The following is a 14652-nucleotide window of genomic DNA, read 5'->3' on the forward strand; positions in this document are numbered from 1 at the left end:
CGGTTTCGCTCGGCATGGATTGCGCGGGTTCGCGGGCTTGACCCACGTCAAGGCCGCTCGAAATCGGCCATGTAGCCTTTTGACCACAGATCACCTTCAAGGTCGGCCATGGACTGGGAGCGTATCCGGAAGCAGCCCGAGGATTACGTCGGCGCCAACCTTCAGGATTATCAAGAATACGCGGGACGATTTGCGTGGTCGCAGGCGCGGGCGCTGCTCGATGGTCTGCCCAATGGCGGGATCAATATCGCGTTCGAGGCCGTCGACCGGCACGTGCTGGCGGGACGCGGCGACAAGCTTGCGCTGCGCTGGATCGGGCGCGGCGATCAGGTTCGCGATTTCAACTACCTGGCTCTGCGCGCGCAGATCAACCGGTTTGCCAATGTCCTGGCGGAGCGCGGGGTCGCCAAGGGCGATCGGATATTCTCCCTGCTCGGCCGGGTGCCCGAACTCTACATCGCGGCCCTCGGCACGCTGAAGAACGCAAGCGTCTTCTCGCCATTGTTCTCGGCGTTCGGGCCGGATCCCATCAGGGCCCGCATGGCGATCGGCAATGCCAAAGTGCTGGTCACTTCCGAGGCATTTTACCGGCGCAAGATAGAGCCCTGGCGAAAAGAACTCGCGAGCCTCGAGCACGTCTTCCTGACCGAATGTTCAGATCGCCTTCCAGCCGATACGATCGATCTGTCCGCGGCGCTGGCGCAGGCTTCGGATTCGTTCGAGACGGTGTGGACGGGGCCCGAGGACATGGCCTTGCTTCACTTCACCAGCGGGACGACCGGACGCCCAAAGGGCGTCGTGCATGTCCATGAAGCCGTCGTCGCCCATCATATCACCGGCCGGCTCGCGCTCGATCTGCGTCCCGATGACGTCTTCTGGTGCACCGCCGACCCCGGATGGGTGACCGGGACATCCTATGGCATCATCTCGCCGCTCACCAATGGCGCGACCATGATCGTCGACCAGGCCGAATTCGACGCGGAACGCTGGTATCGCATCCTGCAGCAGCAGAACGTCACCGTCTGGTACACGGCGCCGACGGCGATCCGCATGTTGATGAAGGTCGGAACCGAAATTACCAAACGGTTCGATCTTTCCAAAGTACGCTTCATGGCCAGTGTCGGCGAGCCGCTCAATCCCGTGGCCGTGGCGTGTAGCGCGGCCACCTTCGGCAAGCCGTTCCACGACAACTGGTGGCAGACGGAGACCGGCGGCATCATGATCTCCAATTACCCCTCGATGGACGTCAAGCCGGGCTCGATGGGCCGCCCGCTGCCGGGGGTGACGGCCGGCATCGTGGAGCGCCTTGAAGGCGGCGAGTTGCGCGAAATCACCAAACCGATGGCGATGGGCGAGCTCGCGCTCCGCCCGGGCTGGCCGTCGATGATGCGCGCCTATCTCAACGAAGAGGAACGCTACAAGAAGTGCTTCGTGAGCGGCTGGTATCTGACCGGCGACCTCGCGATGCGCGATGGCGAGGGGTATTATTGGTTTGTCGGCCGCGCCGACGACGTGATCAAGAGCGCCGGCCATCTCATCGGCCCGTTCGAAGTGGAAAGCGCGTTGATGGAGCATCCGGCCGTGGCCGAGGCCGGCGTGATCGGCATTCCCGACCCGACCGCCGGCGAAATGGTCAAGGCCTACGTTGCCCTCAGAAACGGCTTCGAGGCCAGCGATGCGCTGCGCAAGGAATTGCTCGGCCATGCGCGCCAGCGCCTCGGTCCGGCGGTGGCGCCGAAGGACATCGCCTTTCGGCAGAACCTGCCGAAGACACGCAGCGGCAAGATCATGCGCCGCCTGCTCAAGGCCCGTGAACTGGGCCTGCCGGAGGGCGACATCTCGACGCTCGAAAGCGAGGAGCGATGACCGCACCAGGCGACAAGCCGCATCTGTCGCGCGAGCACATGCTTGCTTTGCTGAAACAGATGATCCGTATTCGGCGCTTTGAGGACAAGTGCGCCGAACTCTATACAAGGGAACAGATCAGGGGGTTCCTGCACCTCTACGACGGCGAGGAAGCGGTTGCCGTCGGCGTCATTCCGGTGCTGGAGCCGCGCGACAGAATCGTGGCGACCTACCGCGAGCACGGGCATGCCCTGGTGCGCGGCGTACCGATGAAAGCGGTGCTGGCGGAAATGTACGGCAAGCAGGAAGGCTGCAGCCGCGGACGCGGCGGCTCCATGCACCTGTTCGATAGGGCCACCAATTTCTATGGCGGCAACGCCATCGTCGGCGGCGGTCTGCCGATGGCGATCGGACTGGCGCTCGCCGACCGGATGCGGGGCGAGGACGCCGTCACGGCCTGCTTCTTCGGCGAGGGCGCCGTCGCCGAAGGCGAGTTTCACGAAAGCATGAATCTGGCCGCGCTGTGGGAGTTGCCGGTGCTGTTCGTGTGCGAAAATAACCGTTACGCCATGGGAACGGCGCTGGCCCTTTCGGAATCCGAAACGGATATCCAGCGCAAGGCGGCGTGTTACCAGATCGCTTCCGAGGCGGTCGACGGCATGGACGTGATCGCCGTCGAGGCCGCCGCCCGGCGGGCGGTGCATGCGGTGCGCGAAACCCGCAAGCCCCGTTTCCTGGAATGCCGGACCTACCGGCTGCGCGCGCATTCGATGTTCGACGCGCAGCTCTATCGCGACAAGGCCGAGGTCGAGGCCTGGCGGCACAAGGAACCGATCGTGCGCTTTCAGGGCTGGCTGGAAACCAATCATATGATTCATCCGGAGGATCTGGCGCGCATGGAGTCGGAGATCGCGGCCGAGATTGCCGAGGCGGTCGCCTTCAGCGAGGCGGGAACATGGGAGCCGGTCGAGCAGCTCACCCGCTTCACCCACGCAGAAGCCGAAGGGTGAAATGTCGTGCCGCAAGAGATGATCCAGCCCGCCACCACTGAAATCACCTATCGCGATGCGATGCGCGAGGCGATCCGCGATGCCATGCGTCGGGACGACCGCGTGTTTCTGATGGGCGAGGACGTCGGCCGCTATGGCGGCTGCTACGGGGTGAGCAAGGGCCTGTTGGCGGAATTCGGCGCGGAACGGATCCGCGATACGCCGCTGTCGGAATCCGGCTTTACCGGCGCCGGCATCGGTGCGGCGATGGCCGGCATGCGCCCGATCGTCGAACTGATGACGGTGAATTTCAGCCTGCTCGCGCTCGATCAGATCCTCAATACCGCGGCCACGCTGCGCCACATGTCGGGAAATCAGTTCGGCGTGCCGCTCGTCATTCGCATGGCGACCGGCGCCGGCCGCCAGCTTGCGGCCCAGCATTCGCACAGCCTCGAAGGCTGGTATGCCCACATTCCGGGCATCAAGGTGCTGGCGCCGGCAACCGTGGAGGATGCGCGCGGCATGTTGTGGACGGCTTTGCAGGACCCCGATCCGGTGCTGATCTTCGAAAATGTCATGCTCTACAACATGACCGGCACGCTGGCTGCGGACGCCGGTCCTGTTGACATCGCCAGGGCCGCCGTTCGCCGTCCCGGCCGCGATATTTCCCTCATCACCTATGGCGGCTCGCTGTGGAAGACGCTGGAAGCCGCCACGGTGCTCGCCGGCGAGAATATCGATGCCGAGGTGATCGATCTGCGCAGCCTGAGGCCGCTCGACGACGCGACCATCATGACGTCGGTCGCCAGAACGCGCCGGGCCGTCATCGTCGACGAAGGCTGGCGCAGCGGCAGCCTGTCGGCGGAAATCGGCATGCGTATCGTCGAGCAGGCATTCTGGGAACTGGATGCGCCGATCGGGCGCGTGTGCAGCGCGGAGGTGCCTATTCCATATGCCCGGCATCTCGAGAATGCGGCGATCCCGCAGGTGCCCGGCATCGTCGCGGCCGCCAAAGCCGTGCTCGGGCGAGTATAGACCGTGGCCGAATTCCGCATGCCCTCCCTCGGCGCCGATATGGAAGCGGGCACGCTGGTGGAGTGGTTGGTCAAGCCCGGCGACCGGGTCAAACGCGGCGACATCGTGGCCGTGGTCGAGACCCAAAAAGGCGCGATCGAGATCGAAATCTTCGAGACCGGCAAGATCGAGCAGATTCTGGTCGGTCTCAACACCGAGGTGCCGGTCGGGACGCCGTTGGCGCGGATTCAAACCGAACTCGAAGGATCGGCGGGCACCGGTGCCGCCGCGCCGCCGCCGGCACCGGCTGCTCCGTCCGCGGCTCCGTCTTCGATATCGGCACCCGTGAAGCCACCATTGCCACCATTGCCACCATTGCCGCCAGTACCGCCACCGGTCGCGCCGGCCGCCGTAGCGCGCCCGCGCGTATCACCGGCCGCGCGGCGGCTCGCCGGGGCGCAGGGAATCGATCTTTCGACGGTGACCGCAAGCGGTCCGGCGGGGGCGATCGTCTATGCCGACGTGGAGCGTCGGCTCGGTGGGGTCGTCGCTCCACCGAAACGCGCGCCCGGCCTCGATCTCGACGCCATGCGAACGGCGATCGCCGCCGCCATGGCACGATCGAAACGGGAAATTCCGCATTACTATCTCGAGCACCAGGTCGACGTCACCGCAGCCGAACAATGGCTGACGCAGAAGAACGCGGCGCGGCCGCCCGACGAGCGCCTGCTGATCGGCGCGCTCATGATCAGATCGGTCGCCCTGGCCGCGCGCCGCTTCCCGGCCTTCAATGGCTTTTGCCGCGACGGCAAGTTCGAACTGTCGAGCGCGGTGCATGTTGGCGTCGCCATCGCGATTCGCGGTGGCGGGCTGGCGGCGCCGGCCCTGCATGACGCCGATCGAATTCCGCTCGACGAGCTGATGACGCGGATGCGCGACCTCGTTCAGCGTACCCGTGCCGGCCGCATTCGCAGTTCGGAGATCTCCGATCCGACGATCACGGTGACGAGTCTGGGGGAACGCGGCGTCGAAACGCTGTACGGCATCATCTATCCGCCGCAGGTGGCGATCGTGGGCTTCGGCAAGGTCGTGACGCGGCCATGGGTCATCGACGGCGCCATCGGACCGCGTTCGGTCGTCACCATCACGCTGTCCGCCGACCATCGGGTCAGTGACGGACACGCCGGCGCGTTGTTCCTGGCCGAGATCGGCAGGCTGCTGCAGGAGCCCGACAAGCTATGAATGACCTCGACATCCGCAACGCGGTCAAGGAAGAGCTCAACAATATCGCCCCCGAAATCGATCTGGCGACGATTGATCCGGCCGGCGACTTGCGCGAGACTTTGGATATCGACTCCATGGATTTCCTGAACTTCATCACCGCGATCCACCATCGCCTCGGCGTCGACATACCCGAACTCGACTATCTGAAGCTTGTCACGCTCGACGGGGCGGTCGCCTACCTCGCGGCACGGCTCGGGTCGATCAAGAAGTAAGGGCCGCGGGGATACCTCCGCCGAGCGCCACGATCTAGCCGATCCTTCCGCGCACGAGATAGTTCCAGGGTTCCGGGCGCCCGTTTCAGGACGGCGAGTCCGGCTTGCGCGAGGCCGATGCGGCCTCGGTGAGGCTGGTCACGACAACGAGGCGCTTGACCTCTCCATTCTGGAACGCGGTCAGGAACTTGTCGTAGTTCTTGAACGATACGCAGCCGTTCGAATCGCCGTTGGGGCCGAGCAGATAGCTGTGTGTCAGCAATCCGTCGCGCCCCAGCGCCGCGCTCTCGTCCTGAGGGATCATGCGCAGCGCCTTGACCCCGTGAAACGGACGCTCGCGCGGTTTCAGGTCATAGACATTGGGCGGCGTCGGGCCGACATCGCGTTCGCCGACATATCTCGGATCATCCATCATGCTGCCCATGCCCGAATGCGCTTCGAGCCTGGCGCCATCAGGCATGTAAACGGTGCGCGCGGAAATGTCGTACACGGCCGTGAGGCTGTCGTAACCAAGCGCCGCGAGATCCGGGCCGTTGCTGAACAGCCCGCCATTGGGCGCCAGCGACGCCAGCGTGAGCCGCGCCGGCAGCAGGTCGGAGAGTTTCTGCAGCAGTGTGCGATCGTTGGCTTGCGCGGCGGGAGCGGTGTTTACAGCTGCGAGCGCCGTCTCGACCGGACGAGGTTTTGGAAGCGGAACGGCAATGGCCGATGGCGCGGGAGCGGCAGGCTCCATCTCGGGGCTTGCCTGCCAGTTCCCTGCCTTGAGATTCTCCGCCAGCAGGCGCCTGGCCTGTTCGCGTTCGAGCTGATTGTCCGCAGGCAGGGAGCGATCAGGGAAACGCTGGGCAAAGTCGGTCGCGCCGGAATCGGACGCCGGGCCAGGATCGAAACGATCCCTAAACGACGAAGCCTGGACATCGTTGGCAACCGGAATGGCGGCGACGGAAATGAAATCGCCGACCCAGCCCGCCACCGCTGCCAGGGCCAGCGCGGCAATACCCGGTACGAGCCTGCTGATAAACAGCGTGCTGTATCGCGACCAAAGCTTGCCGGCGGTCGTTGGCGTATAGGTCATCCGTTCCCCGGGTTCGACGCCTTGAACTGCTTGCCCCGCCAAGGTCCGTCAAATCCGGTGTCATGATGGGGGGCTGACTGAGGCATTATCTTGGCGGGCAGGCGGCCCGCGCCTTGGCCGTCCCGCCGGCGCAAGCCCGTCCGGCGCATGGGAGCCCGCCGCCGGAGCGGGTCCCGGAGGCTGTTCCAATCGGTTTTGCCCGTGTAGGCTCTTGGGCCTGCGGGCCTGGGCAAGGTGAGCCAACAATCACTGGCGGCCGGCGGATGAGGGAAACCAACCGACATGACTGAACTCCGATATCTGGCGCCCAACACGCTCGACGAAGCCATCAAGGCCCTTGCGTCAGCCGGAAGCGCCGGGCGCATCCTGGCCGGCGGCACCGATCTGCTGGTCCAGATGCGCTCCGGCGCGGTGAAGCCCGGCGTGATCGTCGACATCAAGAAAATCGCCGAAATGACTGCGATCGAGCAAACCGCCGATGGCGGTTTTCGCATCGGCGCCGCCGTTCCGGGCGCGGTGCTGGCCGAGCATCCGCGCTTCGGCAAAGTCTGGCCCGGCCTGCTGGAGGCGATCAATCTGATCGGCTCCACCCAGGTCCAGGGCCGCGCCTCGGCGGGCGGCAATCTCTGCAACGGCTCGCCGGCCGGCGACAGCGTGCCCGCGTTGGTCGCCGCCGGCGCCATCGCCACGCTGCAGGGCCCAAACGGCCGCCGCGAGATGCCGGTCGAGAAAGTGCCGGCCGGTCCGGGCCGCACCAACCTCTTGCCCGGCGAGATCCTGGTCAGTTTCACGCTGCCGCCGCGCGCCAAGGGTTCGAGCGACGCCTATCTGCGCATGATCCCGCGCACCGAAATGGACATCGCCGTGGTCGGCGTCGGCGTCAGCCTCACCATCAAGGACGGCGTTTGCACCGGCGCCCGCGTCGGCCTCGGTGCGGTTGCGCCGACCGTGCTGCTGGTCGAGGACGCCGCCAGGGCGCTCATCGGCAGCAAGCTCGATGACGCGGCGCTGAATGCCGCGGCATTAGCCTGTTCCGCCGCCTGCCGTCCGATCGACGACAAGCGCGGCACCATCGTTTACCGCACCAAGGTTGCCGGCGTGCTGCTCAAGCGCACCGCGGCCATCGCCGCCAAGCGCGCTGGAGGAAATTGAGACCATGGCCAAGCTGCACGTATCCACCACCATCAACGGCGAGCCGATGGAGTTTCTCTGCGAGCCGTCCGACACCATGCTCGACGCGCTGCGCGGGCCGCTCGGCCTGACCGGCTCGAAGGAAGGCTGCGCCTCCGGCGATTGCGGCGCCTGCAGCATTACGGTCGACGACCGGCTGGTCTGTTCCTGCCTGATGCTGGCGGTCGAGTCCGAAGGCCACGAACTGCAAACCATCGAGGGCATGGCCCATGGCGACAAATTGCATCCGCTGCAGCAGAAGTTCCTGGAAATGGCCGCGCTGCAGTGCGGCATCTGCACCTCGGGCATGCTGGTCGCCTCCGATGCGCTGCTGCGGAAGAATCCGAAGCCGAGCGAGGAGGAGGTGCGGTTCTGGCTGGCCGGCAATCTCTGCCGCTGCACCGGTTACGACAAGATCGTGCGGGCGGTGATGGAAACCGCCGATGAAATGCGGGAGGCAGCGCAATGAACATCGTCACCAACAACAAGTGGATCGGCCAGCGCACCATCCGGCCCGACGGCGCCGACAAGGTGACGGGACGCGCGGCGTTCGCCGCCGACACCAACATGCCCGGCATGATCTGGGGCAAGGTGCTGCGCAGCCCGCATCCGCATGCCCGCATCAAGTCGATCGACACCTCGAAAGCCGAGGCGCTGCCCGGCGTCAAGGCGGTGGTGTCGGCGCGCGATATCGTCGACTTCCCGATCGACAAGTCGGTCATGCTCGGCATCCAGGACATGCGCTGGATGTGCCGCAACGTGATGGCGCGCGAGAAGGCGCTGTTCCCCGGCCATCCGGTCGCGGCGGTTGCCGCCACCTCGGAGGCGATCGCGGCCAAAGCCTGCGAGCTGATCGAGGTGGAATACGAGGTGCTGCCGTGGGTGATCGAGATCGACGACGCGATCGCGCCGGGCGCGCCGATCCTGCACGACTTCATGAAGTTCGAAGGCAAGCCGTCCAACATCGGCGGCCGGCTCGAGGTCAAGAAGGGTGACGTCGCCGAAGGTTTTGCGCAGGCCGAAGTGATCGTCGAGCGCACCTTCACCACCCGCCCGGTGCATCAGGGCTATATCGAGCCGCACGCCTGTCTGGTCAGCGTCGGCGCCGACAACAAGACCACGATCTGGAGCTCGAGCCAGGGCCAGTTCATGGTGCGCGCGATGACGGCGTATCTCACCGGCATTCCGCAGAGCGACATCCGCGCCATCCCCGCCGAAATCGGCGGCGGGTTCGGTGGCAAGACCATCGTCTATCTGGAGCCGCTGGCGACGCTGCTGGCGAAAAAATCCGGCCGTCCGGTCAAGATGGTGATGACCCGCGAGGAAGTGATGCGGGCAACCGGGCCGACGTCGGGCTCAAAGAGCACGGTCAAGATCGGCGCCAAGAAGGACGGCACCATCGTCGCCGCGCAAGGCACCTTCTACCTGCAGGCCGGCGCGCTGCCGGGCTCGCCGATCCGCGGTGCGGTTGGCTGCAGCTTCTCGCCCTATGATATCCCGCATGTGCTGTCGGTCGGCTTCGACGTGCTGTCCAACCGCTCCAAGGTCGCGGCCTATCGCGCCCCGGGCGCGCCGATCGGCGCCTATGCGGTGGAGTGCGTGCTCGACGAGCTCGCCGAAGCGCTCAAGATGGATCCGCTGGAATTGCGCCTGAAGAATGCCGCGCGGGCGGGCACCAAGGCCGCGTTCGGCCCGGTGTTTCCCCGCATCGGCTATGTCGAGACGCTGCAGGCTGCCAAGGCGCATCCGCATTACTCTGCGCCGCTCGGCAAGTGGCAGGGCAGGGGCGTGGCTTCCGGCTTCTGGTTCAATGCCGGCGGCGAATCCTCGGCGCAGGTCAACATTACCGAGGATGGCAACGTCGTCGTCACCACGGGCCATCCCGACATCGGCGGCTCGCGCGCCGCGATCGCCAACATCTGCGCCGAGCTGCTCGGCATCGACTACAAGCGGGTATCCGTGCTGATCGGCGACACCGCCACCATCGGCTTCTCCAATCTCACCGGCGGCAGCCGCGTGTTGTTCGCCTCGGCGATCGTGGTGACGCAGTCGACCGACAAGATCATCACCACGCTGAAGGAGCGCGCCGCAAAGATCTGGGACATCGATCCCGAAGCGGTGAAATGGGAAAATGGCGCGGCGCATCCGGCCAGCCCCAACGCCGGCCAGTTCGAACCGCTGACGCTGGCCGAACTCGCCGCCAAGGCCCCGTCGATGGGCGGGCCGATCGGCGCCGGCGTGCAGCTCAATACCGAAGGCGCCGAGGGCGGCTTCGGCACCCACATCTGCGACGTCGAGGTCGATCCCGAACTCGGGATCGTCCGGGTGATCCGCTACACCGCGGTGCAGGACGTCGGCCGCGCCATTCATCCGGGATATGTCGAGGGCCAGATGCAGGGCGGCGTGGCGCAGGGCATCGGCTGGGCGCTCAACGAGGAATACATCTACAACAAGGCCGGCAAGGTCGATAATCCCGGCTTCCTCGACTACCGCATGCCGGTTTGTTCGGATCTGCCGATGCTCGACACCGTGATGGTCGAAGTGCCGAACCCGAAACATCCGCAAGGCGTCAAGGGCGTCGGCGAAGTACCGCTGGTGCCGGTCATGGCCGCCGTCGCCAACGCCATCCACAACGCACTCGGCAAACGCTTCTACAGTTTGCCGATGTCGCCGCCGGTGGTGCTGGAGGTGATCGAGGGGCCGGAGACTCGTCAAGCGGCGGAGTGATCTGCGTAGGGCGGGTTAGCGAAGCGTAACCCGCCGCTACCCCCAGGGGAGTCGGAAGACACCATGGAGGAGCGCTACTACATTTATGAGAACTGGCACCGCAAGCGTGGCCGCATACATCTCGCCAGTTGCGGTTATTGCAATGATGGACGTGGTCCCCAGCAGGCGGACAGCGGCAAGAACGGCAGGTGGCACGGTCCATTTGACAGGAACCATGCCTTTGCCGCTGTCGAGCACCTCCAAATGAGTGCGGACATTCAACCGCGCGCCGTCTGCAATCCGTGATGTACCGCGCCGCTAACGAATGACATTGGCGGGTTACGCTGCGCTAACCCGCCTACGATCTGTGCCGATCGAAAAAGGAATCCCCATGCAAAAAGTCCTGGTCGAGAACAACGCCGACGGCACCACGCTGATCACGATCAACCGGCCGGAACGGCGCAACGCGATCTGCGCCGAGACGGCGCTGCTGCTGCAAAAGGCGTTTCAGGAGTTCGAGCGTTCGCCGACGCAGAAGGCCGCGGTGCTGACCGGCGCCGGCAACGAGTCGTTTTCCGCCGGCGCCGATACCGGCAATTTTCCGGAGCTGTGGCGCTGCATTCCCACCGTCGGCTTCGAGACCACCAAGCCGATCATTTCGGCGGTCGGCGGCTGGTGCATCGGCGGCGCGCTGGTGCTCTCCATGATGTGCGATCTCACGGTGGCGGCGGAGAATGCCAAATTCTCCTATCCCGAGGCGCGGCTGGGTTTTACCGGCGGCCTGATTGCCGGGCTGGCGGCGCGGATTCCGCACAAGGTCGCGATGGAGATGCTGCTGCTGTGCCGGGTGCTCGATCCGCAGCGCGCCTTCAATATCGGCCTCGTCAACGAGGTGGTGCCATCAGGACAGCAGGTGCCGGTGGCGCTGAGCATGGCGCGCGAAATGGCCGAGTTCTCGCCGCTGGTGCTGAAGACATTGAAGCGCTTTGTCACCGAAGGCGTGCTGGCGCAGGGACCGTCCGAACAATCCGGCCGGGCCCAGCGCGCGCTGTACGAGGTCAAGGAAAGCGAAGACGCCATTGAGGCGACCGCGGCGGTGAAGGCAAAGCGCAAGGCGGTCTACAAGGGACGCTAGCGCGTAGGATAGGTATCGCTTCGCTCCACTCATCCTGCGCGTTGCGGCTAGTGCTTCAGCTTCTTCCAGCCGGCATGGTTGAAATGCGCGCCATACAGGTCGAGCGCCTGCACGATCTTGACGGCGCCCTGGTCGCGGCCCTTGTCCGCCTTCATCGCGGCAATGCCGTCGAGGATCTGTTCCAGAACGACGTGAAGCTGGTGGTCGGCCGCTTCGGGCAACTTGCAATTGGCCGTGACGTAGTCGATCTGCCCTTGCACGCGTCCAGCCAGTTTCTCGAATTCTCCACTGGAGAATTTGTCGCGATGGATGGCGGGAACCGCGTCCGCCATGGCGTTGCGGATCTCGCCCATGCCCCGTCGCAAGGCCTCGTCGGTCGGCCACTTCTTGCCGTGATCGAGGCTGATCTTGGCGGTGGCGGCGTGGCTGTGCGGCTCGGCCGCAATGACGCCGGTCGGGGCCAATGCCAGACCGAATGCAACCAATCCTGACATCAACAATTTGGTGGTGAGCATGTCGTCTATCCTCCTGGGCCCATTGCGGGCCGCGAACGGCTTCCTGACCGGGAGATAGGGATCGTTCGGAGGCCGGAGTTTGCGTTGGCGCAACCTCCGGGACGAAAGCGACGAGCGGGCTATGAGCGACAAGCCACTGCGTCCGAGTCGCAGATGGGGATGCCGTTGCTTGCCGGCGATGAAGTTCGATCACAGCCGGTCAGTGGCGATCCGGTTGCGGCCGCCTGCCTTGGCGGCATAGAGCGCGCGGTCGGCGCGCGCCAGGATCGCGTCGGAGGAATCATCCGGCGCGAGTGTCGCAATGCCGGCGGAAATCGTCACGGCCATGTCGATCGCGAATGCTTTCCAGTCGAGCTCCGCGATCATCACGCGCAGCCGCTCCACGATCGGTCCCGCCTCGTCGCGGGCCGTGTCGGGCAGCACCAGCAGGAATTCCTCGCCGCCATAGCGGCCGAACCGGTCATTGGCCCGGATGTTGGCGAACACCGTGTTAGCCACGGTGCGCAGCACCTCGTCGCCGGCGGGATGGCCATATCCGTCGTTGATGCGCTTGAACCAGTCGATGTCGATCATGGCCACCGAGCACGGCGTGCCGCGGTGGCCCCGGGCAATTTCATCATCCAGCATCTTCACGATGCTGCGGCGGTTCGGCAATCCCGTCAGTTCATCGGTTTGCGCGAGTTCCTCGATGCGCAGATAGGCAAGTCTGAGCTCGACCGTGCGCTGATGCAGCGTCTTGCGCATCGTGCTTCCGAACAGGCCGATATAGGCGCACTGGCCGATCGTCACGAAAAATGAAAAGGCAGCGGCAAGCCATTCCGCGGTCGTCGCCATCGGCAGCGCGATCGGGGTTCTCTGCAACAGGAATATCGCGGCGACGGCGGCACCGGTCAACGCCCAAAGAATGATCGCTTCCCGGGACGTCATTCGCAGCGACGCAAATCCGAAAATCACGAACATCACGCTGAGAAACAGATAGCCGATCTCGGGCGCTACCAGCAGGAAGCCGAGCTGCAGCACGATGTTCGAGGCGGATTGCGGCGTGGTCAGGAAATGATCCTCGAACCGGTTGCTGACGCCGGATTCCGACAGTGCCGCGAACAATCCGGTGAGGCCGATCCCGCACAGCAGGAAGGTCACGGGGATGGCGATCGGGATGGTGCCGGCATAGGCATAGATCCACAGCACGATATCGCCAAGCAGATAGCTCATGGCCTGAAGCACGAGCATCTCGCGGCGCTGCCCGAGTCGCCGCCGCGCCACGTCGGGCGGCAACGCCCTCGCGCCCGAACGGTCCTCGTTGACTGCCAATACTGCGCGGCTCATTCGCCTCGTCCGGGGTTAGACGGGCGACGCTATGTGAGGAACGTTTAGGTTTGGTATCGGCGTCGGGGAGCGGACATTGCCGAGGGCTTAACGGATACATCAACAGTTCCGCAGTTCTACGGAGAGCGGGTTTCGGTTGGGGAACTGCGGAACATTCGGCAACTGCACCCGTTGACTCCGTTGCAACCCAAAAGGAGGTTCAGCATGAACAAGGTCATTATCGCCCTTGCGTTCGGCGCCAGCGCGCTGTTCGCGACGGCAGCGTCGGCGGCTCCGCTGTCAAACGGTATCGCGGTGATGCCCGACAACGGCATCGAAAACGTCCGCATGGTCTGTGATGAGAGCGGGCGCTGCTGGCGGCAACGCGGCCAGCGCCGCGTCGTGGTCGAGGATTCCTACAACTATTACGCGCCGCGGGAGCGCTACATCGAGCGTCGCGGCTACTATAACAACGGCTACTACAATAGCGGTCCGAGCGTCGGCATCGGCGTTGGTCCTGCTGGCGTAGGGGTCGGATTCGGCGTCGGCCCGCGCTGGTAAGCGCGCGGCGACAGTCGATCACCAATAGCCCGAACAAGGCCGCGGAGAAATCTGCGGCCTCGTTCCGTTTGATTCAAGCGACGTATTCTTGCGGCGAAGCCGGCCAGCGCGTTTCGGTTACGACGCCGGAGAGCGAAGCGCGATTATTTGGCCATCCGCCAGGCGAACAGCACCGCGGCCGCGCCGAGCGCCGCCGCGATCGCCGCCATCACCAGCCCGCTGCCGAGCGCCAGCAGCACCGCGACGTGATAGCCGATGAACGCGCCGGCAATTCCCACCAGCGCGCTGGTGATGATGCCGCGGCTTGATCCGGAGAATTGACGGGCCAGCCATGATGGCCCTGCCAGCCGGTCGAACAGCAAGCCGGCGGCAATGCCGATGACGAGGATGACAAGGAAGGTGACGGCGGGATCGCGCATGCGGGTCGCCTCGATGGTTGTGGGTCCAGGCGGGCTGCCTTGGAGTTCGGCGTCGAACGGTGGGAAAGATGCGCCTTTGCGCGAGGAAAGTCCAAGGGAAGACCGAGGGGAAGTCGACGAAATTCGTTTGGGCAAGCCAGCCGAATTAGTTTCGCCGGTTTAGCCCTTCAGCGCCTGCCGCTGTTTATTCAGCGAACCGCGCCGGCTGATCTTCGCCTTCGCGATACGAACCGCGTCAGCCCTGGATTGTTTCTTCGAGGCCTTCTTCGGCTTCTTGGTCGTCCCGGACGACATCGGCCGCGATTGCATCGGCGTGATCGAGCCATGCTCGACGGGCTGCACGCTCATGGGACCTGTCAACGTTGGATTCGGCCGGGGCATGCCCGATAACGCCTTGCGGGCCAACTGGTTCAATCCTGCTT

16 protein-coding genes are annotated in these 14652 nt (G+C 64.9%); 11 read left to right on the top strand and 5 right to left on the bottom strand.

Features of this window, described 5'->3' with window-relative positions; genetic code table 11:
* Window positions 1–108: 108 nt before the first annotated feature.
* The 5 genes from acsA to Q7T45_RS06525 are packed head-to-tail and all read left to right on the top strand — an operon-like array spanning window position 109 to window position 5344.
* Window positions 109–1866: an acetate--CoA ligase gene (acsA, locus tag Q7T45_RS06505; RefSeq protein ID WP_304868925.1), complete on the top strand. Its 1758-nt coding sequence runs from the start codon at window positions 109–111 to the stop codon at window positions 1864–1866.
* On the top strand, window positions 1863–2855 hold the full coding sequence (pdhA, locus tag Q7T45_RS06510; RefSeq protein ID WP_304868927.1) for a pyruvate dehydrogenase (acetyl-transferring) E1 component subunit alpha: 993 nt from the start codon (window positions 1863–1865) through the stop codon (window positions 2853–2855). Before acsA ends, pdhA begins: the two co-directional genes overlap by 4 nt.
* A 6-nt stretch (window positions 2856–2861) precedes the next feature.
* A complete protein-coding gene (locus tag Q7T45_RS06515; protein WP_304868929.1) occupies window positions 2862–3869 on the top strand; it encodes an alpha-ketoacid dehydrogenase subunit beta in 1008 nt (335 codons plus the stop codon).
* Between the two features lie 3 nt (window positions 3870–3872).
* The gene (locus Q7T45_RS06520; protein ID WP_304868932.1) at window positions 3873–5090 is read left to right on the top strand and encodes a dihydrolipoamide acetyltransferase family protein; all 1218 of its coding nucleotides are present in this window, start codon (window positions 3873–3875) and stop codon (window positions 5088–5090) included.
* Window positions 5087–5344, top strand: coding sequence for an acyl carrier protein (locus tag Q7T45_RS06525; RefSeq protein WP_304868933.1), 258 nt, complete (start codon window positions 5087–5089; stop codon window positions 5342–5344). The genes Q7T45_RS06520 and Q7T45_RS06525 overlap by 4 nt, the downstream gene beginning before the upstream one ends.
* 85 nt (window positions 5345–5429) lie before the next feature.
* Here the strand turns inward: Q7T45_RS06525 and Q7T45_RS06530 are convergent, their stop codons facing one another.
* Window positions 5430–6419, bottom strand: a complete 990-nt coding sequence (locus Q7T45_RS06530) for a DUF2778 domain-containing protein (protein WP_304868935.1) — start codon at window positions 6417–6419, stop codon at window positions 5430–5432.
* A 282-nt stretch (window positions 6420–6701) separates the two neighbouring features.
* Here Q7T45_RS06530 and Q7T45_RS06535 point away from each other — a divergent pair, with 282 nt between their 5' ends.
* The 5 genes from Q7T45_RS06535 (at window position 6702) to Q7T45_RS06555 (ending at window position 11430) form a co-directional block, all read left to right on the top strand.
* The gene (locus Q7T45_RS06535) at window positions 6702–7571 is read left to right on the top strand and encodes a xanthine dehydrogenase family protein subunit M (RefSeq protein WP_304868937.1); all 870 of its coding nucleotides are present in this window, start codon (window positions 6702–6704) and stop codon (window positions 7569–7571) included.
* Window positions 7572–7575: 4 nt separating this feature from the next.
* On the top strand, window positions 7576–8058 hold the full coding sequence (locus Q7T45_RS06540; RefSeq protein WP_304868939.1) for a (2Fe-2S)-binding protein: 483 nt from the start codon (window positions 7576–7578) through the stop codon (window positions 8056–8058).
* The gene (locus tag Q7T45_RS06545) at window positions 8055–10316 is read left to right on the top strand and encodes a xanthine dehydrogenase family protein molybdopterin-binding subunit (RefSeq protein WP_304868941.1); all 2262 of its coding nucleotides are present in this window, start codon (window positions 8055–8057) and stop codon (window positions 10314–10316) included. The genes Q7T45_RS06540 and Q7T45_RS06545 overlap by 4 nt, the downstream gene beginning before the upstream one ends.
* A 63-nt stretch (window positions 10317–10379) precedes the next feature.
* Window positions 10380–10601, top strand: coding sequence for a hypothetical protein (locus Q7T45_RS06550; protein WP_304868943.1), 222 nt, complete (start codon window positions 10380–10382; stop codon window positions 10599–10601).
* An 85-nt stretch (window positions 10602–10686) separates the two neighbouring features.
* Window positions 10687–11430 (top strand): enoyl-CoA hydratase/isomerase family protein, encoded by a 744-nt coding sequence (locus tag Q7T45_RS06555; RefSeq protein ID WP_304868945.1) that lies wholly within the window; start codon window positions 10687–10689, stop codon window positions 11428–11430.
* Window positions 11431–11477: 47 nt separating this feature from the next.
* Here the strand turns inward: Q7T45_RS06555 and Q7T45_RS06560 are convergent, their stop codons facing one another.
* Window positions 11478–11945: a hypothetical protein gene (locus Q7T45_RS06560; protein WP_304868947.1), complete on the bottom strand. Its 468-nt coding sequence runs from the start codon at window positions 11943–11945 to the stop codon at window positions 11478–11480.
* Between the two features lie 189 nt (window positions 11946–12134).
* The gene (locus Q7T45_RS06565; RefSeq protein WP_304868949.1) at window positions 12135–13271 is read right to left on the bottom strand and encodes a GGDEF domain-containing protein; all 1137 of its coding nucleotides are present in this window, start codon (window positions 13269–13271) and stop codon (window positions 12135–12137) included.
* 204 nt (window positions 13272–13475) lie between these two features.
* Here Q7T45_RS06565 and Q7T45_RS06570 point away from each other — a divergent pair, with 204 nt between their 5' ends.
* On the top strand, window positions 13476–13811 hold the full coding sequence (locus Q7T45_RS06570; protein WP_304868951.1) for a hypothetical protein: 336 nt from the start codon (window positions 13476–13478) through the stop codon (window positions 13809–13811).
* 143 nt (window positions 13812–13954) lie between these two features.
* On the opposite strand, the gene Q7T45_RS06575 is transcribed toward Q7T45_RS06570, so the two are convergent.
* Window positions 13955–14230, bottom strand: a complete 276-nt coding sequence (locus Q7T45_RS06575; protein ID WP_304868954.1) for a transglycosylase — start codon at window positions 14228–14230, stop codon at window positions 13955–13957.
* A 159-nt stretch (window positions 14231–14389) separates the two neighbouring features.
* Entirely contained in the window at window positions 14390–14578 is a 189-nt protein-coding gene (locus Q7T45_RS06580; protein ID WP_304868956.1) for a hypothetical protein, read from the bottom strand.
* Window positions 14579–14652 lie beyond the last annotated feature (74 nt).

The sequence above is a fragment of the Bradyrhizobium sp. genome, assembly GCF_030646015.1.
Classification (GTDB): domain Bacteria; phylum Pseudomonadota; class Alphaproteobacteria; order Rhizobiales; family Xanthobacteraceae; genus Bradyrhizobium.

Bases quoted from the DNA above. Each gene is read 5' to 3' on its own strand.
- Q7T45_RS06540 (WP_304868939.1), top strand. From the start codon at position 7,576: ATGGCCAAGCTGCACGTATCCACCACCATCAACGGCGAGCCGATGGAG.
- Q7T45_RS06535 (WP_304868937.1), top strand. From the start codon at position 6,702: ATGACTGAACTCCGATATCTGGCGCCCAACACGCTCGACGAAGCCATC.
- pdhA (WP_304868927.1), top strand. From the start codon at position 1,863: ATGACCGCACCAGGCGACAAGCCGCATCTGTCGCGCGAGCACATGCTT.
- acsA (WP_304868925.1), top strand. From the start codon at position 109: ATGGACTGGGAGCGTATCCGGAAGCAGCCCGAGGATTACGTCGGCGCC.
- Q7T45_RS06530 (WP_304868935.1), bottom strand. From the start codon at position 6,419: ATGACCTATACGCCAACGACCGCCGGCAAGCTTTGGTCGCGATACAGC.
- Q7T45_RS06565 (WP_304868949.1), bottom strand. From the start codon at position 13,271: ATGAGCCGCGCAGTATTGGCAGTCAACGAGGACCGTTCGGGCGCGAGG.
- Q7T45_RS06555 (WP_304868945.1), top strand. From the start codon at position 10,687: ATGCAAAAAGTCCTGGTCGAGAACAACGCCGACGGCACCACGCTGATC.
- Q7T45_RS06580 (WP_304868956.1), bottom strand. From the start codon at position 14,578: ATGAGCGTGCAGCCCGTCGAGCATGGCTCGATCACGCCGATGCAATCG.
- Q7T45_RS06575 (WP_304868954.1), bottom strand. From the start codon at position 14,230: ATGCGCGATCCCGCCGTCACCTTCCTTGTCATCCTCGTCATCGGCATT.
- Q7T45_RS06525 (WP_304868933.1), top strand. From the start codon at position 5,087: ATGAATGACCTCGACATCCGCAACGCGGTCAAGGAAGAGCTCAACAAT.
- Q7T45_RS06545 (WP_304868941.1), top strand. From the start codon at position 8,055: ATGAACATCGTCACCAACAACAAGTGGATCGGCCAGCGCACCATCCGG.
- Q7T45_RS06570 (WP_304868951.1), top strand. From the start codon at position 13,476: ATGAACAAGGTCATTATCGCCCTTGCGTTCGGCGCCAGCGCGCTGTTC.
- Q7T45_RS06560 (WP_304868947.1), bottom strand. From the start codon at position 11,945: ATGCTCACCACCAAATTGTTGATGTCAGGATTGGTTGCATTCGGTCTG.
- Q7T45_RS06550 (WP_304868943.1), top strand. From the start codon at position 10,380: ATGGAGGAGCGCTACTACATTTATGAGAACTGGCACCGCAAGCGTGGC.